This window comes from Pseudomonas sediminis (genome assembly GCF_002741105.1).
Classification (GTDB): domain Bacteria; phylum Pseudomonadota; class Gammaproteobacteria; order Pseudomonadales; family Pseudomonadaceae; genus Aquipseudomonas; species Aquipseudomonas sediminis.
In genome coordinates this window covers 511,450-531,789 of sequence record NZ_NIQU01000004.1, presented here as the reverse complement: position 1 = coordinate 531,789, position 20,340 = coordinate 511,450, and the positions used below count along the sequence as shown (strand labels likewise).

Here is a 20,340-nt window from a genome sequence, read left to right as displayed (position 1 = left end):
TTCCGTGATGTCCCTTGCGCCCTTCCACTTGGCAATTCCCGTTCATGACCTGGCAGCAGCCCGGCATTTCTACGGCGAGGTGTTCGGCTGCGCCGAGGGTCGCAGTAGCGATCACTGGGTCGATTTCGATTTCTTCGGCCACCAGTTGGTGATCCATGAAGCGCCAAAGATGGCCTATCAGGAAGAGGCCGTAAGCAACCCGGTGGATGGCCACGACGTGCCGGTACCGCACTTTGGCGTGGTGCTTGGCTGGGCTAACTGGGAGGCGCTGGCCGAGCGCCTGCGCAGCCGCGAGACGAAGTTCGTCATCGAGCCCTATGTACGCTTCAAGGGCCAGGTCGGCGAGCAGGCCACCATGTTCCTCCTCGATCCCTGCGGCAACGCGCTGGAGTTCAAGGCGTTCAAGGACATCGGCCAGCTGTTCGCCAAGTGAACGCAGGCTACCTGGGTAGCGAGCAAATGCCGTTCAATCCAGTGGATTATCGATCTGCGCACGCAGCAGCTCGGCGAAGGCGCTTGCCTCCACCGGGCGGCTGATCAGAAAGCCCTGGATCTCATCGCAGTTCTGGCTCTTGAGAAAGTCCATCTGCGCCTGGGTTTCCACGCCCTCGGCCACCACTTTCAGCTCCAGGCTGTGGGCCATGGCGATGATCGCGCGGGTGATCGCCGCGTCCTCGCCACCGGGCGAAAGATCGCGGATGAAGGTCTGGTCGATCTTCACGTAATGCACCGGGAAGCGCTTGAGGTAGCTGAGCGAGGAATAGCCGGTGCCAAAGTCGTCTATGGCCAGTTTGACCCCCAGCTCCCGTAACTGGCGGAAGGTGACGATGACGCTGTCGACGTTGTCCAGCAGCTGGCTTTCTGTCAGTTCCAGCTCCAGGTACTGCGGCGCCAGGCCGGTTTCTTCGAGCACCTGGCGCACCAGGCTGGTGAGGTTGCCCTGACGCAACTGATACACCGAGATGTTCACCGATACTCGTATCTGCGCCAGCCCTTGCTGCTGCCACTGGCACGCCTGGCGGCAGGCCTGACGCAGCACGAACTCGCCAATCGGCGCGATCAGCCCGGTCTCTTCGGCCAAACCGATGAACTCGCCAGGCGCCACCATGCCCTGCTGCGGATGGCGCCAGCGCACCAGCGCTTCGGCCGCGTTGAGCTGGTCGTCGGCGAGGTTCAGCTTGGGTTGGTAGAACACCTCCAGCTGTCCTTCGTCGATGGCCTTGCGCAGCTGGTTCTCCAGCTGCAGGCGCTCCAGGGTGCAGGCCTGCAGGTTGTCAGTGAAGAACTGGAAGGTGTTGCCGCCCAGGTGCTTGGCATGTTGTACAGCCATGTTGGCCTGGCTGATCAGCGCACTGATCTCGCGCGCGTAGTCCGGCAGCAGGCTGATGCCCAGCGAAGCGCTGACCACCAGTTCGTGGCCACCCACAGTCATCGGCACACGCAGCTTGGCCAGCAGTCGGCTGGCCACCCGCGCCAAGCTGGAGAGGCTGCCATAGGCATCGAGAATGATGGCGAACTCATCACTCGACAGCCGTGCAATGCAGTCAGCTTCCGGTACGGCCTGGGTCAGGCGACGGCTCATCTGCCGCAGCAACTGATCCGCCACTTCATGGCCGAGGCTGTCGTTGAGCAGCTTGAAGCGGTCCAGGTCGATATGCACCAGGGCGATGCTGCGACCGCTCTGCCGCGCACGCTGGCTGGCCTCGTGCAGGCGCTCCTTGAACAGGCTGCGGTTGGCCAGGCCGGTCAGATCATCGTAGTGCGACAGGTAGCGCAGGCGCTCCTCGGCCTCGCGTCGTGCGGTCAGGTCGGCGAAGAAACCGACGATATGGCTGGGCCGACCACTGGTATCGCGCACCAGATTGAGCTGCAACCACTGCGGGTAGAGTTCGCCGCTCTTGCGCGTCTCGATCAGTTCGCCCTGCCAGGTGCCGCTACTGTCCAGCTCCTGACGGATCATCTGGTACTGCCTGCGCATCTCACGGCTGCCGATCAGGCTGGTCACCGTGCGCCCGACCACTTCCTCACTGCTGTAGCCGGTCACCGAGCTGAAGGCGCGGTTGACCGCCAGCACTCGGTAATCGGGGTCAAGAATGAAGATGCCTTCACTGGCTGCCTCGAACACGGTGGCAGCCAGACGTTGCTGCTGCTCCTGCTGACGCCGTGCGCTGACGTCGCGTCGCGTACCGAGCATGCGTCGCACACGGCCGGCAGCGTCGCGCTCGACCGCGCGGCCTCGATCTTCGACCCAGACCCAGTGACCATCGACATGACGCACGCGGTACTCGATCTGATAATCCTCGCTGCGCCCCTTGAGGTGCTGGACCAGCGCCCGGCGCAGCCGCGGCAGATCATCGGGGTGCAGACGCGGCGTCAGATCACGCAGCATCACCTGCACCTGGCCGGGCTCCAGGCCAAACAGCTCGCGCAGGTGCGAGTGGTGCACCTGATCGCTGTCCAGATCCCAGTCCCACAGACCCAGCTCGCTGGCCTCCAGTGCCAGGGCCAGACGCGCCTGGCTCTTGCCCAGGGCGTGGGTCGCCTCGTCCAGTTCCAGCGTGCGCTCGGCCACGCGCATTTCCAGCGCGCCATGGGCGCCGCGCAATTCGCGTTCAGCGCGGCGGCGTTGTTCAACCTCGCGCGCCAGTTCTTCGTTAAGCCCTTCGGCACACTGCTTGGCACGCTCCAGGTTGCTGATCAGCGCCAGGTTGTGAAAGCGCTGCAGCAAGCTGCGTTGCACCAGACGATTGACCTGCCAAGCCACCACCAGCAGGGCAAGAAACAGGATCACGCTGAGCAACCCCCAGCCACGTTGCAGGCCGCTGCCTGAGAGCAGCAGGTAGCCGGCCGACGGCAGCAGGCAGGGCAAGGCGAAAGTGAGGAAGGCAGGCAGGCTGACGGCATAGGCCACGCTGGCCGAGAGGATCGCTGCGGCGATCAGGCCGTAGACTAGCGCCTGCTGGTAGAACACATCGGTAGGCACCAGCACGATCACGGCGAAGGCGAGGGTCAGCCCGGAAGCACCGGCGCCGAAGAGGAAAATGCGTCGCCAATAGGGCTCGGCCTGACGACTGGGCAGCGCCTCGTTGAAGGCATTCACCTGGGTCAGGCGCAACAGCGCCAGCAGCACCACCCAACCCAGCCAGGCAGCGAGCATCGGTGCGCTCTGCTGACTCCACAGCAATAAGCTGCAGGCCAGGCCGACCAGCAGCATGAGCAACGTGGGCAAGCGCGAACCCTGGAACAACAGACGGGTACGCTCAACGGCAATATCCGTGGCGAACTGACGCTCAGCCTGATGCGAGTCCAGCGTCACCTCTTGAACTGCGGCGCTAGTCGTGGCGGTCATAGGCGATTTTCTTGTAATGGTTGCCTAAGGGTACTGGGCGCTTTCTGTGGCGCTCCCAACCCTGACGTCGCGGGAGAATACCCGAGACAGACGCTGTGCCCAACAACGATGTGGCCCCTTTCACAGCTTGACGCCCAACTTTTAGCGGGCGCTGACGCCCCATGATGGCCTTTGGCCTTCTATCCATGCACATCTGCGCCCTGACCCACCAGTCGTCGGTTGCGTCCGGCTCGTTTCACCGCGCCTGGCTGACGGTTTGCCCTACCCTGTCCGGCCCCCTAGAATGCCGCGATGCAAAATGACCTCGACCACAGACTCACGACCCTCAATCCCGCCCAGCACCATGCGGTCACCACGCCGCCTGGCCATCAGCTGGTGCTGGCCGGTGCCGGCTCGGGCAAGACCCGCGTGCTGGTGCATCGCATCGCCTTCCTGATCCAGCGCCTGGATGTCTCGGCACACAGCATCCTGTCGGTGACCTTTACCAACAAGGCCGCCGCCGAGATGCGTCACCGCATCGAAGATGTGCTGGGCCATGCCCCTGCTGGCATGTGGGTCGGCACCTTCCATGGTCTGGCCCACCGCCTGCTGCGTGCACACTGGAAAGAGGCGGGCCTGGCCGAGAACTTCCAGATTCTCGACTCCGACGATCAGCAGCGCCTGATCAAGCGGGTGATCCGTGAACTGGGCCTGGACGAACAACGCTGGCCGGCCAAGCAGGCGCAGTGGTTCATCAACGGGCAAAAGGACGAGGGCATCCGCCCGCAAGGTATCCAGGCCAGCGGCGACCTGTTCCTGGCCACCATGCGCAGCATCTATGAAGCCTACGAGGCGGCCTGCGCGCGTACCGGCGTTATCGACTTCGCCGAACTGTTACTGCGCGCCCTCGACCTCTGGCGCGACAACGCTGGCCTGCTGGAGCATTACCAGCGTCGCTTCCGCCATATCCTGGTCGACGAGTTCCAGGACACCAACGCCGTGCAGTACGCCTGGCTGCGTTTTCTCGCCAAGGGCGGCGAAAGCCTGATGGTGGTGGGCGATGACGATCAGTCGATCTATGGCTGGCGTGGCGCGAAAATCGAGAATATCCAGCAGTTCGACAGCGATTTCGCCGATGCCGAGATCATTCGCCTGGAGCAGAACTACCGCTCCACCGCCAATATCCTCAATGCCGCCAACGCGCTGATCGCCAACAACCAGGGCCGCCTCGGCAAGGAGTTGCGCACCGACGTTGGCGATGGCGAGCCGCTGGCCCTGTATGCAGCCTTCAACGAGCACGACGAAGCGCGCTACGTGGTCGAGACCATCGAGGACGCCCTGCGCAAGGACGGCCTCAAGCGCAGCGAGATCGCCATTCTCTATCGCTCCAACGCCCAGTCGCGCGTGCTGGAAGAGGCGCTGCTGCGCGAGAAGATCCCCTACCGCATCTACGGTGGTCAGCGCTTCTTCGAGCGTGCCGAAATCAAGAACGCCATGGCCTATCTGCGCCTGCTCGACGGGCGAGGTAACGATGCGGCGCTGGAGCGCATCATCAACGTGCCGGCTCGCGGCATCGGCGAGAAGACCATCGAAACCATCCGCGAGTACGCCCGCGCCCATGACGTGCACATGTGGGAGGCGATCCGCCTGATGCTGGCGGTCAAGGCCCTGCCGGGCCGCGCCTCCGGAGCGTTGGCCAGCTTCATCGAGTTGATCGACGGCCTGGCCGAGAAGGTGCTGGCCATGCCCCTGCACCAGATGACTCAGGTGGTCGTCGAACGCAGCGGCCTGCTCGCCTATCACGAAGCGGAAAAGGGCGAGAAGGGCCAGGCTCGGGTAGAAAACCTGGAGGAACTGGTCAGCGCCGCACGCGCCTTCGAGAACGATGAAGACGACGAGCTGACGCCGCTGCAGGCCTTCCTCACCCACGCCTCGCTGGAGGCCGGGGACACCCAGGCCGCCGAAAACGAAGACAGCATTCAACTGATGACCCTGCACAGCGCCAAGGGCCTGGAATTCCCCCTGGTGTTCCTGGTGGGCATGGAAGAGGGTCTGTTCCCGCACAAGATGAGCCTGGAAGAACCGGGCCGATTGGAAGAAGAACGCCGCCTGGCCTATGTCGGCATTACCCGTGCCATGCAGAAGCTGGTGATCAGCTACGCCGAAACACGGCGTCTCTACGGTAGCGAGACCTATAACAAGGTGTCGCGCTTCGTCCGCGAAATCCCCGCACCGCTGATTCAGGAAGTGCGCCTGAGCAACAGCGTCAGCCGCCCGGTGAGCACCAGCTCGATGGGTGGCGGCAGTCTGTTCGCCGGCAGCGCCGTACCGCAAACGCCCTTCAGTCTGGGCCAACGCGTACACCACAGCCTGTTCGGCGAGGGCACCATCCTCAATTTCGAGGGTGCTGGCGCCCAGGCGCGGGTCCAAGTGAATTTCGAAAACGAAGGCAGTAAGTGGCTGATGCTGGCGTACGCCAAGCTCGAAGCCTGTTAGTACACCGTACCTGGAGATAATCGATGAATCGCCGCAATCTGTTCGGCACCGCTCTGGCGCTGATCGCCGCAATCGGCCTGGTTGGCTGCAAAGAAGACAAGGCTGCCAGCGAGCAAGCCGCTGCCAAGCCGGCAGAAATCATCCACTGGAAGATGGTCACGTCCTGGCCGAAGAACTTCCCTGGCCTGGGCACCGCAGCCGAGCGTCTGGCCGAGCGCATCAACGCCATGAGCGCCGGGCGCCTGACCGTCAAGGTCTACGCCGCTGGTGAGCTGGTGCCCGCGCTGGAGGTGTTCGACGCCGTTTCCCGCGGCACCGCCGAGATGGGCCATGGCACCCCGTACTACTGGAAAGGCAAGGTCCCGGCCGCGCAGTTCTTCAGCAGCGTGCCGTTCGGTCTCTCCACCCTGGAGATGAACGCCTGGCTCAGCCACGGCGGTGGCCAGGCGCTGTGGGACGAAACCTACGCACCCTACGGTGTGAAGCCGCTGTCTGCGGGCAACACCACCATGCAGATGGGCGGCTGGTTCAACAAGGAAATCAACAGCCTGAATGACATCAAGGGCCTGAAGATCCGTATGCCGGGCCTCGGCGGCGAAGTCTGGAGCAAGCTCGGCGCGATCACCGTCAACCTGCCTGGCGGTGAGATTTTCACCTCCCTGCAGACCGGTGCCATCGATGCCACCGACTGGGTCGGCCCTTACAACGACCTGGCCTTCGGCCTGCACAAGGCGGCCAAGTACTACTACTTCCCGGGCTGGCAGGAGCCGCAGGCCGTGGTCGAATCCATGGTCAACCAGAAGGCCTTCGACGCGCTGCCGGCAGACCTCCAGGCCATCGTCGTCGAAGCCGCGCGTGCCGCGACCCTGGACATGATGGACGACTACGTGTTCAACAACGCCAAGGCACTGCAGAGCCTGAAGAGCGAAGGCGTGCAGTTCAAGCGCCTGCCGGACGAGGTGCTGCAAGCCATGCGCGAGCAATCCGACGTGGTGCTCGAGTCCCTGGCTGCCGAGAACGATCTCAACGGCCGCATCTGGGCCTCGCAGAAGGCCTTCCTCGAAGAGGCCAGCGCCATGCAGGCACTGACCGAGAAAGAGCTGTACAACTGGCGTTGAGCCAACTGAACGGGGCTGAAAAGCCCCGTTTTTCTTAGGGATTGCGCCCATGCACCTTCGTTCGCTGCTTCTACTGCCCCTGCTCGCCTTCAGCCTGATCGGCTGCAAGGAAGACTCCACGCCGGCCAACCAGGCCGCCGCCCCCGCTCAGACCTTCCACTGGAAGATGGTCACCACCTGGCCGAAGAACGCGCCCGGCACCGGCACCGCTGCCGAACGCCTGGCCGAACGCGTCAACGCCATGAGTGCCGGGCGCCTGACCATCAAGGTCTACGCCGCTGGCGAGCTGGTGCCGGCGCTGGAAGTGTTCGACGCTGTCTCCCGCGGCACGGCCGAGCTCGGCCACGGCACACCCTACTACTGGAAGGGCAAGGTGCCGGCGGCACAGTTCTTCGGTGCGGTGCCTTTCGGGCTGTCCACCCTGGAAATGAACGCCTGGTTGAACAAGGGCGGTGGTCAGGCGCTGTGGGACGAAGCCTATTCACCGTTCGGCCTCAAGCCGCTGACGGCGGGCAACAGCACCATGCAGATGGGCGGCTGGTTCAACAAGGAAATCAACAGCCTGGCTGATATCAGGGGCCTGAAAATTCGTATGCCAGGCCTAGGCGGCGAAGTCTGGAGCCGCCTGGGTGCGACCACCGTGGTGATGCCGGGCGGCGAAATCTTCACCTCGCTGCAAAGCGGCGCCATCGACGCCACCGACTGGGTCAGCCCTTACAACGACCTGGCCTTCGGCCTGCACAAAGCCGCCAAGTACTATTACTACCCGGGCTGGCAAGAACCGCAGTCTGTGCTCGAGCTGCTGATCAACCAGAAAGCCTTCGACGCCCTGCCCGCCGATCTGCAGGCCATCGTCACCGAAGCGGCGCGTGCGGCGACCCAGGACATGATGGACGACTACGTCTACCACAACGCCCTGGCGCTGGATGAACTGAAGAAGAGCGGCACGCTGCTCAAGCGCTTCCCCGACGAGGTACTGCAGGCCATGCAGCGCGAGACCGAACAGGTGCTCGGCGACCTGGCGGCGCAGAGCGAACTCAATGGTCGTATCTGGGCCTCGATGCAGACCTTCCAGGCACTGGCCACCTCGATGCATGCGCTGTCGGAAAAAGAGCTGTACGACTGGCGCTGAGCCTGGCGATTGGCGACGGCGGTGCGCGTGGCGCACCAGCCGTCAACGGCTCCGTTTGTCGTTCCAGGCGCCACCTCAAGCCCTGGCGGCCATACTTCAGGGATGAAGAAAAAGCCGACCGACCCTGCCCACATTCTTGATAACGCTCTGCAACTGGCCGATGTCTGCGGCTGGGAGCGCCTGCACCTGTTCGACGTCGCCGCCGCACTCGACATCGGCCTGGACGATATCGCCCGCCATTACCGCGACAAGGACGACCTGGTGGAAGCCTGGTTCGACCGCGCCGACCTGGCCATGCTCGGTCACGCTAAAAATCCCGGCCTGCAGGGTCTGAACGCCGAACAGCGCCTGGAAAGTTGCCTGCTGGCCTGGCTCGACAGCCTCGCCGCACATCGGGCCGTCACCGGGCAGATGCTGCTGTACAAGCTCGAGCCCGGTCATATCCACCTGCAGGTGCTCGGCCTGATGCGCGTCAGCCGCACCGTGCAGTGGTGGCGCGAAGCAGCCGGACGGCAAAGCCTGCACCTGCGCCGTATCGCCGAAGAAACCCTGCTCACCAGCGCCTACCTGCGTAGCTTCGTGCATTGGCTGCGTCATCCCGAAGAGGACGCAGCCACCTTCCGCGCCTTTCTGCGTGGTCAACTACGCTGCGGCCCGCTACCCCTGCTGCTACAACGCCAGTAGGGTGCGCCATGCGCACCAGGGGCCGCTTCGGTACCAAACCGAGCACGCACGGCGCCATCTAATGCAGGCAAAAGCCAGAAACATTCTGTCACTGGTCATGCCCCCCCATGACGGGCAAGATGCCGACCAAGCTTTTCCACAAGAGAGAAAACCGTGATGCAGCGTTTCCTCAGTATCGCCATGGTTCTGTGCCTGGCACTGACCTTCAGTTTCGAAGCCCACGCAAAGCGCTTTGGCGGTGGCAAATCCTTCGGCTCCGCGCCCAGCCACCAGACCCGTCAGGCCACGCCGCCGGCGCAATCGGCTGCCCAGGCACCCGGTCGTCAACAGCCTGCCGCTGCCGCCAGCGGTGCTTCGCGCTGGCTCGGCCCGCTGGCCGGTCTGGCCGCGGGTGGCCTGCTGGCCTCGATGTTCATGGGTGACGGTTTCGAAGGCCTGCAGATCATGGACATGCTGATCTTCGGCCTGATCGCCTTCCTGCTGTTCCGCTTCCTCGCTGCCCGTCGCGCTCGCCAACAGCCGCAAATGGCCGCTGCCGGTGCGCCGTACCAGCGTGAAATGCCGAACGCCGACAACGCCCCGGCCGCTGGCAGCAATATCTTCGGTGGTCGTCTGGCCTCGGCCGCTCCGGTGATCAACGCACCGGCCTGGTTCAACGAGCAGAGCTTCATCGCCGCCGGTCGCGAGCACTTCATGAACCTGCAGCAGCACTGGGACGCCGACGAGATGGACAAGATCGCCGAGTTCGTCACTCCGCAACTGCTGGACTTTCTCAAGCGCGAGCGCGCCGAGCTGGGTGACGGCTTCCAGTCCACCTACGTCGATAACCTCGACGTGCAACTCGATGGTGTCGACGACAACGCCGAGAAGACCATCGCCACCCTGACCTTCAGCGGTGTGTCGAAGACCTCGCGCTTCGACCAGGGCGAGCCGTTCAGCGAAAGCTGGCGCCTGGAGCGCGCCCAGGGCGACAACCAGCCCTGGCTGATCGCTGGCATTCGCCAGAACTGATCGCGACGACGCAGAAAAACCCGGGCTTGCCCGGGTTTTTTATTGCGGCATTTGCCGGTTATCGCGGCTGAAGCCGCTCCTACGACGAGGGAGGCGCTTTAGCGGCGACGTCCCGTCCCCATCACGACAGATCCTTAGCAGCCCGACGCATGCCGATATGCGGGATGTCGTCCTCCAGATACACCTCGGTCACCGCCTCGAAGCCATAACGCCCGTAGTAGCCCTGCAGGTGCGCCTGCGCCGATAGATAAACCGGCACCCCCGACCAACGCTGACTTCACTCGACCAGCGCCCGCTCCATCAGCCGGTGGCCCAGCCCGCTGCCGCGCGCCCGCTCGGCGATCACCACCCGACCGATCACCACCTCGCCGTCCATGCGCTGCGGATCGAGCAAGCGCAGATAGCCCACCAGCCCAGATTCATCACGCGCCAGCAGGTGGCAGGTGTCACCGACCAGGTCCTGGCCATCGGTTTCCAGATAGGGGCAGTTCTGCTCGACCACGAACACCTGGGTGCGCAGGGCGAGGATGGCGTACAACTCATGAACGTCGAGTTCACTATGGTGCTTGCTGATCCAGCTGATGGTCATCTTGCTCTCCATAAAACCTAGTGCGCATGTTCACCGTCTGGTCGCGTCCGGCCGCGCAGGCAACGCCAGAGCATGACGCCTAGTATCAGTACCAGCCAGAGCAACGGAACCAGGAAGATCGCCAAGGTGCTGGCAGCATGACGACCGACCGCCGTATGGTAGACCAGCCGCACCCCGCCTTCCTGCCGCTCGGCCGCGATCAGCACGGCATTCTGCAACTTGCTCAGCGTACCGATTTCCGGCACCGAAACCGGGAGCTGGCGCAAGCTCCGCACAAGGCCGTTCCAGGCCGCGGCACTGTTTTCGATAGGCCAATAGGAAGTCGACTGGCCCGAATAACTGGGCGCCAGGTCAGTCAAGGTCAGGCTATGCGCCTGCGCCTCGGCATAGACCGCGACGATAGCGGCCACGCGCGCCTCCAGCTGAACGCGCACATCCCCGGCGAGCACGCCGATCGCCTCATCGCTTGCCGTATAGCGAACGGTTTTATAAGCCCTCAACAACTGCTCGGGTTGGGCATCGAGCGCATCCCGAAAGTCGGCCCAGCGCTCATATCCCAGCAACTGCATGATGGCCTGCTTGCCGGCCTGGCAATCACCATCAGCAGGGCACAGCAGGTCGAATTCGGTCATTGCCGTGGGGAACACCTCCTGCCCCAAGAAGGTGGAGAATTTGCCAGGCGACTCCTCCTTCCAGAGTGCAGCCAGCCCATACAACGGTGACAGATCGACGAGGGCGGCATGCTCGGGTGCGAGCATTGCCGGCCCCCAGTAGTAGCTCCGACAATCAACGCGGTAGGACAGTGAGGCGTGCGACGGCTCAGGGTTGTTCAGCAAGCCACAGGAGAGCGTCTGGTCCGCTAGTTTGAAAATCAGCCTCGTCCCCGCTGGCGGCAGGTACTGGCCAAGGTCTTCGTCGCTATGCAGCACCAGATCCGGGTAGCCCATCAGCGCACCCTGCAGCCGATAGAAGGTCGCCGGCCAGAGCTGCTGGCTGTCGACCGCCAGCAGCAGGAGTAAACCGCTCGTCAGGACGAGTACGGCGCCCAGCGGCCGCCGGGGTTGCCGACGAGTCAGCAGAGCGACGCTACCCAGGTAGATCAACGGCAACCCCAGCAGCAGCCCAGGCAACGCCAGAGAACTTTCCGACGCCCATATGAACAGCAGATAGTGGCTGCTGGCGAGCACCGCCAAGACCGCGCACAACAACCCGAACGCCAGCGCAGTCGCCCCCCAGCCTCGGATGGTGCCCGGCACCAGCACCGCCGCGCTCAGCACCACCAGTGCCAGGCTTACCCAGCGGACCCAATCGGGCGACGCCATCATCTCTAACATGGCCACTCCCACCCTTCGCAATTGAACACCCGCCGGCCATGTATATGAATCTGCTTCCAGGCCAGCCGGCCATCCTTTTCCAGCCCGTAGGAAACGCCATACGCGGCGCCCGCAGCGTCGCGCCGCCAGACGCCAACCAGGTTGCCGGCAGTTGTCAGGGCCAGCCAGGTTCCCATCCTTTCACCGTCGCGATACCAGCCATGCACGACAAAGCCGCCGTTCGTTTCCTCGACCCAGTAGCCGCTACGTTGGCCGTTGGCTTGCGCACCGCAGCCGACCAGCTTGCCGTCGACGATCTCCTTGTGAATCTCATTAGCGCTGCGCGCACAGCCGTCGCCATCCAGCGCAGGTGGCGCAAGCTCGTTCAGCAAGCGCTGAGGCACGCGCTCGAAGGCGGCTGCGGAAGTAGCCAGCAGCATCAGGACCAGGGTAAGCACACGCATATCAGTTGCCCTCCAGCTGCATGAAGCGATACGTCCAGCGCACCGTGCGCGGCGTGGCACCGAGGGTGGTCAACTGCTCAATGCGCCTGACCTCACCGTGAAACTTGAACAGGCCACCGGGGAACAGGAAATTCTCGACGCTCGGCTCATCAAGGTCGGCAGAACGGGCAACCGGCATCAGCGCTTGACCATTGGCATCGAGAAAGCGCAAACGACCGAAAAATTCGCGCGCCGGCTGCTCGGGCTGCACCAACGCACTCGGCAAAGCGCCAGCGGCAACCAGCCAGGGCGTTTCGCTGGTCTTATAGGGCAGCGCCTGCCAGGCCAGGCCGGTCGGGCAGGACAGCTCGCTCTCGACCTCAACATCATGCAAGAAGCGCAGCTCACCATCACTGCCCTGTAGCTCCCAGCGCACCTTATCGAGCTGCTCTGCTGGCAACGCCGAATAACGCCGGTAGTCGCCAGCAGGCAATCTCTGCACGGCTCGCCAGCTCAACAGCGGCTGCTGCGGACTGACCACGCGTAACTGACAGACGGCGCTCAGGGAGATGGGCAGAAATACCTCGTGATATTCGCGACCCTGCGCCTGCATCGGCAGTTGCGTGGGCATGTCGAGGCCGGTATGCGCCAGCGGCAAGTGCCAGGTCGAGGGTAGCGAAGGAACGCTACGCTGCTGGTCGTCCGTGGAGAAGCGCACGTCCGTCAGATGCTCCTCCTTGCCTCTCCACAGCCTGATCGGCAGGCGCGCCGGCGGCGTGTCCCCGAAGCGCAACTGGTACATGTCGGCAACGAGAAAATCCTTGCCCCGCATCTGACGATCCCAGGCGCTGTCATAGCCCGGCGAATGGGCGTAGCGCACGCTATGCCAGGCCTGATGCGCCGGGTAGTCATCCGGCTTGAAATGCAGGGTTTGATCGCCCCGGTTGACAACCTCGACCCACCACTCGCCTGGCAAGGCGCCCGGTCGGGCGGTGATACGGCTATCGCCGACGCGAATGACGCTCTGCTCGTCGGAAAGTGCCAGCCAAAGCAGCTCCTCTTGCGCAACCGGGACATTGCGCAGCACATCAGCCAGCACCCAGGCTGGCTCCCGGTAGGCGCAAGCCGGGCTGTATGCCGGCGTCCAGAACAGCTCGAAGCGGTGCGCCGGCATGGCGCGCGTCGGGTATTCGGAGAGCTCCTGCGACAGCGCCAGGTCGGCATCGATGCCGACCGACACTGGCCGCTGCGGTGCATCCAGACGCAACTTGGGGGCACATAGCTGTGTGCCGTCCGCGGCGAACAGTCGGAGATTGTCGATAGACAGGATGCTTTCCGGCATCAACGCGTTGCTGCCGCGCGCGGCCAACAACAGCTCGAACCAGTCGCGTCGGGCGGAGTTGCTATAGAAACTACCGAAGCCTGCATCAAGATTGAGCGTGCCGGCCAATGCAGCAGGCTGAAGCGGTTTGCCCGCACCCAGATCGGGCAGTTGGAAGGGCTCGTACACGACCGCATGAGTGCTGTCGAACAGGCCGTGGCCCTCACGGGACGCCACGATCAGCAGCGCGACCAGCCAGCTGAGGGTGATCAGGCTGACGACGACGAAACGCCGGGTGCGCAGCTCCTTTTGCAGACGCGCAACGATGTGGTCGCGGAGCGGCGCGGTTGGGGTTGGGGTTGGGGTTGGGGTTGAAGATGCATCCTGCATGTGGCGACGCTTCCAGGCTTTTCGCGGGGCGTCGATGTTGCCGATATAGACCAGTCGGCTCAAGCTGAAATTGCCCGCGCGGTCAACTGAAGCGATTATTTGTGGATCGCTTCAGCAATATCCCGAATCCCGCTGCTAGGGTATAAAGCTGCCCCTTCATCAGGAGAGCCCTATCGTGGAAGAAGTCATCGAACAGTTGCGCGAACTCAACGAGCCGGTACCGGTACCGCTGGAGCTGCCGGAAGAAGAGACCCTGGTGGAGATTCAGGAGCAGATCCTCATCCACTTGCCCTTCGAGCTGCGCGAATACCTGCTCAAGGTCAGTGATGTGGTTTACGGCCGCCTGGAGCCGGTGACCGCCAGTGATCCGCAATCGCACACCTACCTGCCGGAAGTCGCCTCGGTGGCCTGGGATCTCGGCCTGCCGCGCGATCTGGTGCCACTGTGCCAGGACGGCCGCGACTACTACGCGGTGGACGTGGAAGGCCAGGTCTGGCTGTGGGATGGCGACGAAGGCGAGCTGACCGACGAAAGCTGGGACTCGGTCTGGCACTGGTGCCGTGACGTCTGGCTGGAAAGCTGATCAAGCCTTCGCCCTAGGGTGCGCCCTACGGACTATCGGCTTCTCGAACGCCGTCGCCGCTGAAGCGCCTCCCACGATGTGTAGCCGCGACTCAGCCCCGTGGGAGGGGCTTCAACCGCGAGCCTCATCAAGCGAGTTACGCGAGCAGCGCCCTCACACCTCGCCCTGCTCCAACGCCAGCAGGTTGAGCAGAAAACGCGCGAAGTAAAGCAGATCCTGTTCCATGGCCTGACGCGCGCCCTTGGCGTCGCCGGCTTCGATAGCGGCAAAGGCGTCTTCATGAAAGTCATTGAGCCGCAGCGACAGGTCGGCGCCGGTGAACAGGCGGTTGAAGAAGGGGCCGATCTGCAGCCATAGCGACTCGATCGAACGCAGCAAAACGGGGTTGCCACACGCGCCGTACAGGTGCAGGTGAAACTGGCTGTTGGCGTTGAGGTAGTCCTGCACCTGGCGCTGCTCGATGGCGGCGTCCATGCGCTGCACGCAGTCACGCAGCAAGGCCAGGTCGCGGCTGTCCAGGCGCGGCGTGGCCAGCTCCACTGCCAGGCCTTCCAGCGCCAGGCGCACCTGAAAGATGTTTTCGTAGCGCTCGCGGGTCATCGACGGGACGCGCACCGAGCGCTGCTGCTCGCCCTCCAGCGCGCCCTCGGCCACCAGCCGCTGCAGGGCCGCACGAACCGGCATCGGGCTGGTACCCCATTCGGTGGCCAAGTCGCGGATCTTCAATCGCTCCCCAGGTTGGAAACGTCCGACCAGCAGGCCTGAGCGGATGTTTTGATACAGCTGTTCCTGCAGATTGTCAGCCATGCTCCACCTCTATCGGTGGCGCCGGCAGTTGGGCAAGGGTCAGGCTACAGTCACGCATGGGAGGCTCCGATTGAAGATGCGGCGAGTCTACGCCAGGAATTGATTTTGTGTGAAAAACGGCTGAGCTTGTATTTTTTCGTGATCACAAATACCAATTTAAAGCCTATTTAACCGGATAATATCTAACCATTTACTATTTTGTGATCACAAAATATCATGCCGACAGCATTCAATCGAGGTATGCCCCATGACCACCGCCAGTGGCATCAGACAAGTCGCCGTTGACCGTTTCGTCGCAACCGAGCGCGAGCGGTTCCTGTCCCGCAATCCGAAGTCCGTGGCCCTGGCCGAGCGCGCCCGCCACTCGCTGTACGGCGGCGTGCCGATGCACTGGATGGCCGACTGGTCGACGCCGGTACCGCTGTTCGTCGAGCGAGCCAAGGGCGCACGTTTCTTCGATGTGGACGGTCACGAGTACATCGACTTCTGCCTGGGTGACACCGGCACCATGTTCGGCCACTCGCCCGATCCGGTGGCCCGCGCCCTCGCCGAACAAGCGAATAACGGCCTGACTACCATGTTGCCGGGCGAGGACGCCGTGGTCTGCGGAGAGCTGCTGGCCCAGCGTTTCGGCCTGCCCTACTGGCAGGTGACCGCCACCGCCACCGACTCCAACCGCTACGTGCTGCGCTGGGCGCGCGCCATCACCGGGCGCAAAACCCTGCTGGTGTTCGACGGCTGCTACCACGGCACTGTCGACGACGTGATGGTGCGCGAGCGCGACGGCAAGACCGTGCACCGCTCCGGTCTGGTCGGCCAGGCCTATGACCTGACCGAGCACAGCCGCGCCATTCCCTTCAACGATGTCGCAGCGCTGGAGGCGGCGTTGGCTCAGGGTGACGTCTGCGCCCTGCTCTGCGAACCGGCGATGACCAACATCGGCATGGTCCTGCCCGATCCAGGCTTCATGCAGAAATGCCGCGAGTTGACGCGTAAGTACGGCAGCTTGCTGATCATCGACGAAACCCACACCATCTCCACCGATATCGGTGGCTGCACACGCCTGTGGGGCCTGGACCCGGACTTCTTCGTGGTCGGCAAGCCGATCGCCGGGGGCGTGCCTTGCGGCATCTTCGGTTGCAGCGCAGAGATGGCAGGCGCCATGACCCAGGCGCGTCAGCGCGCCAGCGAGGCAAGCCACGGTCACGGCCACAGCGGCATGGGCACCACCCTGTCGGCCAACGCCCTGGCCATGCACTGCATGCGCGCAAACCTGGAACAGGTGATGACTCAGACGGCCTACGACCACATGCTGCCGCTGGCGGCGCGTCTGGCAGAGGGCTTCCGTCAGCTGATCGACAAGCACGGCCTCAAGTGGTCGGTGACCGAGCTGGGCGCGCGTTGCGAATTCCAGTTCTGCGCCACGCCGCCACGCACCGGCGCCGAGGCCGAAGCGGCGTTCCATGACGAGCTGCAAATGGCCCTGCACCTGTACCTGATCAACCGCGGCATCCTGATCACGCCATTCCACAACATGACCCTGTGCTGCCCGAGCACCACAGCGCAGGATGTGGACAAGCTGATCACCATGCTCGATCAAGCCCTCACCGAGCTGCTGGCCATACCCGGCGCCCGCGAGTGATCCCTGTGGGAGGCGCTTCAGCGGCGACAATCGCGGCTGAAGCCCCTCCCACAAGATGAGCTGCGCCCCACAACCTTCTACGAGAATCACCATGCAATTCGCCAACCCGCAGGAAGCCCGCGACTTTCTCGCCGCCCACCCCGAGGTCCGCAGCATCGAGCTGATGCTGATCGACGCCAACGGCATCCCGCGCGGCAAGCTGCTGCATCGCGACGAGCTGCTGGCCATCTACGAAAACGGCCGACCGCTGCCCAGCTCGATCCTGTCGCTGACCATCCAGGGCGAGGACGTCGAGGAAAGCGGCCTGGTCTGGGAAGTGGCCGACGCCGACTGCTGGACCTACCCGCTGCCTGGCAGCCTGACCCTGCAACCCTGGCGCGCGGTGCCTACCGGCCAGCTACAGGTGAGCATGCACCCGACCCAGGGTCTGCCGGCCACGCCGGGCGACCCGCGCCATGTGCTGGTGCGCGCCATCGAGGCGCTCAAGGCCGACGGCTATCACCCGGTGATGGCGGTGGAGCTGGAGTTCTACCTGCTGGACAAGCAGCGCGACGCCAATGGTCGCCCGCAGCCCGCCGTGCAGATGAATGGCGTACGCCCGCAGGCGCCGCAGGTCTACGGCGTGTATGAGCTGGAGCAGATGCAGCCCTTCCTCGACGACCTCTACGCCGCCTGCGAAGTCCAGGGTTTGCCCGTGCGCACGGCGATCTCCGAATACGCCCCCGGCCAGCTAGAGCTGACCCTGGAGCACCGTTTCGATGCACTGCAGGCGGTAGACGAAGGCGTACGCTACAAGCGCCTGGTCAAGGGCGTGGCCAACAAACACGGCTTGCAGGCCTGCTTCATGGCCAAGCCGTTCGGCGACCTGGCTGGCAGCGGCCTACATATGCACGTGTCGCTGGCCGATGCCGAGGGCAACAACCTGATGGCCAGCGAAGATCCCCACGGCACTCCACTGTTGCGCCACGCCATCGGCGGCATGATGGCCACGCTCAACGATGCCCTGGCGATCTTCTGCCCCAACGCCAACTCCTTCCGTCGCTTCCAGGCCAACAGCTACGCGCCGCTGGCCAAGAGCTGGGGGGTGAACAACCGCACCGTGTCATTCCGCGTTCCCGGCGGGCCGGCCAATAGTCGCCATGTCGAGCACCGCATCTGCGGCGCCGACGCCAACCCGTACCTGGCTGCGGCGGCGATCCTCGCCGGCATTCACAAGGGCATCCGCGAGCAGATCGACCCCGGGGTGGCCATCGTCGGCAACGGCTACGAACAGGCCCGCGAAACCCTACCCACCGACTGGCTCACTGCACTGCGCAATCTTGAGGATTCAAGCTGGGCACGCGAAGCGCTCGGCGAGGATTTCCTCAAGGTGTTCCTGGCGATCAAATGGGCCGAGTACCGACAGTTCATGGGAGAGGTGGGCGAGCAGGACTGGCGCTGGTACCTGACTCACGCCTGATCGTCGCGGACGATAAGTTGGCGGCGAGCCCTGCCGCATATCCTTATCTACAGCGGCATGCAGCGCCCATTGAATCCCGCCTCGTGCGGGCCGTCGAAACACAGCTGGCCGCGTCCATCGGGCTCGGCCAGCTGTGTCGGATGGTATGGGTTGCGGGCATCCGGCATGTTGGCCAGCTGCTCGTCATCGAAAGGCCCCGGAGGCAGGCTCACCGCCACGGCCAACAAGCGGCGCTTGGCCTCCAGGTCATGCAAGCGCCCGGCATACAGGCGCATGTTCGGGCCGGCGATAGCCAGCAGGATGTTGCCAGCCCGGTTGCGTATGCCGCCAACCGAGGCCGGTCCGGGAGCCGGCTCCTGCAGCGCGGCGGCGAACGCATGCGGCTCCAGCTGCGACAATTCCACGGCTCGCACATATGGCGTCAGGCTGGCATTGATGGTCATCTGCGGTCGGAAAAACAGCAGCAGCCCAAGGGATTCCCGGCCGGAGACGCTATCCGGCAGCTGCGCATACATCTGCGCGATACCGTAGAACTCGCGCTGCATGGGCTTGAGCAGCGAGCGCTCGGCCGCGCTGAAGGGCTCCGGAACCGACGGGCGCGGGATCAACCCACGGCGATAGAGACGAACCTGCCACTCCAGGTTGTCGCTGATCAGCCGCCCCAGCAGCATCTTCAGCACCAGGTTGTCCGCGCGCACCAGTTGCTGGCGCAGTAGCCTGAGCTCCTCGCGCAACCCTCCTTGCGCCACATCGCCCTGGCCATCGCGGGCCATTTGCAACATGAGCAGATCATGCACCCGCTGGCCCGCGTAGACATAAGTCAGGCGCGGTAGCGGCTCGGCGAGGCTCACCGAAGTCAGCGTGCGGTAGTCATCCATGTTGAGAAAATCCCAGTAGCGCCGCTGCAGAGCGAACCAATCCGGGGCGATACGGCTCCCCAGGTCGGCCTGTTCCAGCAGGCTGTCGAAGCAGCCGGGCGCCTCGATTCGGCAGAACAGTCGCCCTTCTGGAAACGGCAGGCTGGCAACGCTCGGCCCCGAATAATCGCTATCGGTCACACCGCGCCCGGCGTGCCAGCGCTCGTAGTGTTGCAGACGGGCCTCACCCAGTGCCGCGGGCTGCTCATCGAAAGGGGCATCGATTCCGTTGAGGAAAAGGTACGCGCGGCTTTCGCCCGTTGCCGCCTGCACCTGCTGCTGCCAGTCCTGCACCTGGGCGCCAGGCGGCTCGTCACGCAGCCAGGCGTAGCCGCCCACGAGGAGCAGCGCCGACAAGCACATGATCAGGACAGCAACCTGCCCAGGCCTCATGGGCTGACCTTGATGTAACGACCACCGACGCTGATGCCCATGCCGCCGTAATCCTGGCAGCCCTCGGCGAATACCTCCTGCACGCGCAGCTCGATGCCTTCACGCAGCAGTTGCACTGCGCAATCGTTGCCCAGGCCGGCGTCCTGCAGGCGCATCTGCACCTCGTCGCCGACCAACTTGCCATCCAGCTCGCCAATCGCAGCCGGGCCGTACTCCTCGACCCGAGCACCGGCGCGCACGGGCGAGAAACTGGCGAGATAACCGCCATTGCTGTCCTCGCTGATCAGCAGTTCGCTCCATACTGCCTGGCCGCCGTAACGCAGGTAGCGTCCGGTCGGGCTGGCAGCGAGGGTCTGGTAATCCAGCGCATCGGCTACCTTGGTCAGGTGCAGGCGAGTCGAGGAGCCGCTGAGGTTGTTGTCCAGCGCCACGCCTAACCAGGCGCGCGCCATGCCGGTCTGGCCGGAGCGCAGGTTAGTTAGGATGAGATTGTTCAGTGCCAACTCCAACTGTGCCGTATCGCCATCCTCGACGCGTCGTAACTGACGTTCGAACGCTTCGATGGCTTGCTTGAAGCGGCCGTCCTGATAGGCCGCGCTGCCGACCTGGTTGCACTGCACCGCTGTGGCGCATTCTTCGGTCGCCTGCACGGCACCGGCGAGCCCTAGCAGGGCCAGGAGCAGAAATTTCGAGCGAATCAGCATGGATGGCATC

The 20,340-nt window shown here is 63.9% G+C and carries 16 protein-coding genes and 1 pseudogene; 9 read left to right on the top strand and 8 right to left on the bottom strand.

The window, feature by feature from the left end:
- Positions 1-7: 7 nt before the first annotated feature.
- A complete protein-coding gene (locus CDO35_RS13085; protein ID WP_099525153.1) occupies positions 8-433 on the top strand; it encodes a VOC family protein in 426 nt (141 codons plus the stop codon).
- A gap of 33 nt (positions 434-466) precedes the next feature.
- Here the strand turns inward: CDO35_RS13085 and CDO35_RS13080 are convergent, their stop codons facing one another.
- The gene (locus CDO35_RS13080; RefSeq protein ID WP_099525152.1) at positions 467-3,349 is read right to left on the bottom strand and encodes an EAL domain-containing protein; all 2,883 of its coding nucleotides are present in this window, start codon (positions 3,347-3,349) and stop codon (positions 467-469) included.
- Positions 3,350-3,640: 291 nt separating this feature from the next.
- On the opposite strand from CDO35_RS13080, the gene uvrD reads away from it, so the two are divergent.
- The 5 genes from uvrD to CDO35_RS13055 all read left to right on the top strand — a co-directional run bounded on the left by uvrD (position 3,641) and on the right by CDO35_RS13055 (position 9,769).
- Complete coding sequence (gene uvrD / locus CDO35_RS13075; RefSeq protein ID WP_099525151.1) at positions 3,641-5,824, top strand: DNA helicase II; 2,184 nt, start codon at positions 3,641-3,643, stop codon at positions 5,822-5,824.
- A 23-nt stretch (positions 5,825-5,847) separates the two neighbouring features.
- A complete protein-coding gene (locus tag CDO35_RS13070; RefSeq protein ID WP_099525150.1) occupies positions 5,848-6,942 on the top strand; it encodes a TRAP transporter substrate-binding protein in 1,095 nt (364 codons plus the stop codon).
- Between the two features lie 49 nt (positions 6,943-6,991).
- Positions 6,992-8,074 carry a TRAP transporter substrate-binding protein gene (locus CDO35_RS13065; protein WP_099525149.1) on the top strand — a complete coding sequence of 361 codons (1,083 nt, stop codon included), beginning with the start codon at positions 6,992-6,994 and terminating at the stop codon, positions 8,072-8,074.
- A 102-nt stretch (positions 8,075-8,176) separates the two neighbouring features.
- The gene (locus tag CDO35_RS13060; RefSeq protein WP_099525148.1) at positions 8,177-8,758 is read left to right on the top strand and encodes a TetR/AcrR family transcriptional regulator; all 582 of its coding nucleotides are present in this window, start codon (positions 8,177-8,179) and stop codon (positions 8,756-8,758) included.
- A gap of 156 nt (positions 8,759-8,914) precedes the next feature.
- A complete protein-coding gene (locus CDO35_RS13055) occupies positions 8,915-9,769 on the top strand; it encodes a Tim44 domain-containing protein (protein ID WP_074855775.1) in 855 nt (284 codons plus the stop codon).
- A gap of 121 nt (positions 9,770-9,890) precedes the next feature.
- Here CDO35_RS13055 and CDO35_RS13050 read toward each other — a convergent pair.
- The 4 genes and pseudogenes from CDO35_RS13050 to CDO35_RS13035 all read right to left on the bottom strand — a co-directional run bounded on the left by CDO35_RS13050 (position 9,891) and on the right by CDO35_RS13035 (position 13,888).
- Positions 9,891-10,358, bottom strand: a pseudogene (locus CDO35_RS13050) (GNAT family N-acetyltransferase).
- A 17-nt stretch (positions 10,359-10,375) separates the two neighbouring features.
- Positions 10,376-11,692 carry a hypothetical protein gene (locus tag CDO35_RS13045; protein WP_099525147.1) on the bottom strand — a complete coding sequence of 439 codons (1,317 nt, stop codon included), beginning with the start codon at positions 11,690-11,692 and terminating at the stop codon, positions 10,376-10,378.
- Complete coding sequence (locus CDO35_RS13040; protein WP_099525146.1) at positions 11,686-12,135, bottom strand: hypothetical protein; 450 nt, start codon at positions 12,133-12,135, stop codon at positions 11,686-11,688. Before CDO35_RS13040 ends, CDO35_RS13045 begins: the two co-directional genes overlap by 7 nt.
- 1 nt (position 12,136) lies before the next feature.
- Positions 12,137-13,888 (bottom strand): hypothetical protein, encoded by a 1,752-nt coding sequence (locus tag CDO35_RS13035; RefSeq protein ID WP_243699079.1) that lies wholly within the window; start codon positions 13,886-13,888, stop codon positions 12,137-12,139.
- A gap of 112 nt (positions 13,889-14,000) precedes the next feature.
- On the opposite strand from CDO35_RS13035, the gene CDO35_RS13030 reads away from it, so the two are divergent.
- A complete protein-coding gene (locus tag CDO35_RS13030; RefSeq protein ID WP_037005543.1) occupies positions 14,001-14,408 on the top strand; it encodes an SMI1/KNR4 family protein in 408 nt (135 codons plus the stop codon).
- A 153-nt stretch (positions 14,409-14,561) separates the two neighbouring features.
- On the opposite strand, the gene CDO35_RS13025 is transcribed toward CDO35_RS13030, so the two are convergent.
- Positions 14,562-15,215, bottom strand: coding sequence for a GntR family transcriptional regulator (locus CDO35_RS13025; protein WP_099525144.1), 654 nt, complete (start codon positions 15,213-15,215; stop codon positions 14,562-14,564).
- 247 nt (positions 15,216-15,462) lie between these two features.
- On the opposite strand from CDO35_RS13025, the gene CDO35_RS13020 reads away from it, so the two are divergent.
- Both CDO35_RS13020 and CDO35_RS13015 read left to right on the top strand, forming a co-directional pair.
- A complete protein-coding gene (locus tag CDO35_RS13020) occupies positions 15,463-16,857 on the top strand; it encodes an aspartate aminotransferase family protein (protein ID WP_099525143.1) in 1,395 nt (464 codons plus the stop codon).
- A gap of 91 nt (positions 16,858-16,948) precedes the next feature.
- Entirely contained in the window at positions 16,949-18,316 is a 1,368-nt protein-coding gene (locus tag CDO35_RS13015; RefSeq protein WP_099525142.1) for a glutamine synthetase family protein, read from the top strand.
- Between the two features lie 47 nt (positions 18,317-18,363).
- On the opposite strand, the gene CDO35_RS13010 is transcribed toward CDO35_RS13015, so the two are convergent.
- Positions 18,364-19,626 (bottom strand): hypothetical protein, encoded by a 1,263-nt coding sequence (locus CDO35_RS13010; RefSeq protein WP_099525141.1) that lies wholly within the window; start codon positions 19,624-19,626, stop codon positions 18,364-18,366.
- Positions 19,623-20,330: a tetratricopeptide repeat protein gene (locus CDO35_RS13005; RefSeq protein WP_099525140.1), complete on the bottom strand. Its 708-nt coding sequence runs from the start codon at positions 20,328-20,330 to the stop codon at positions 19,623-19,625. Before CDO35_RS13005 ends, CDO35_RS13010 begins: the two co-directional genes overlap by 4 nt.
- Positions 20,331-20,340 lie beyond the last annotated feature (10 nt).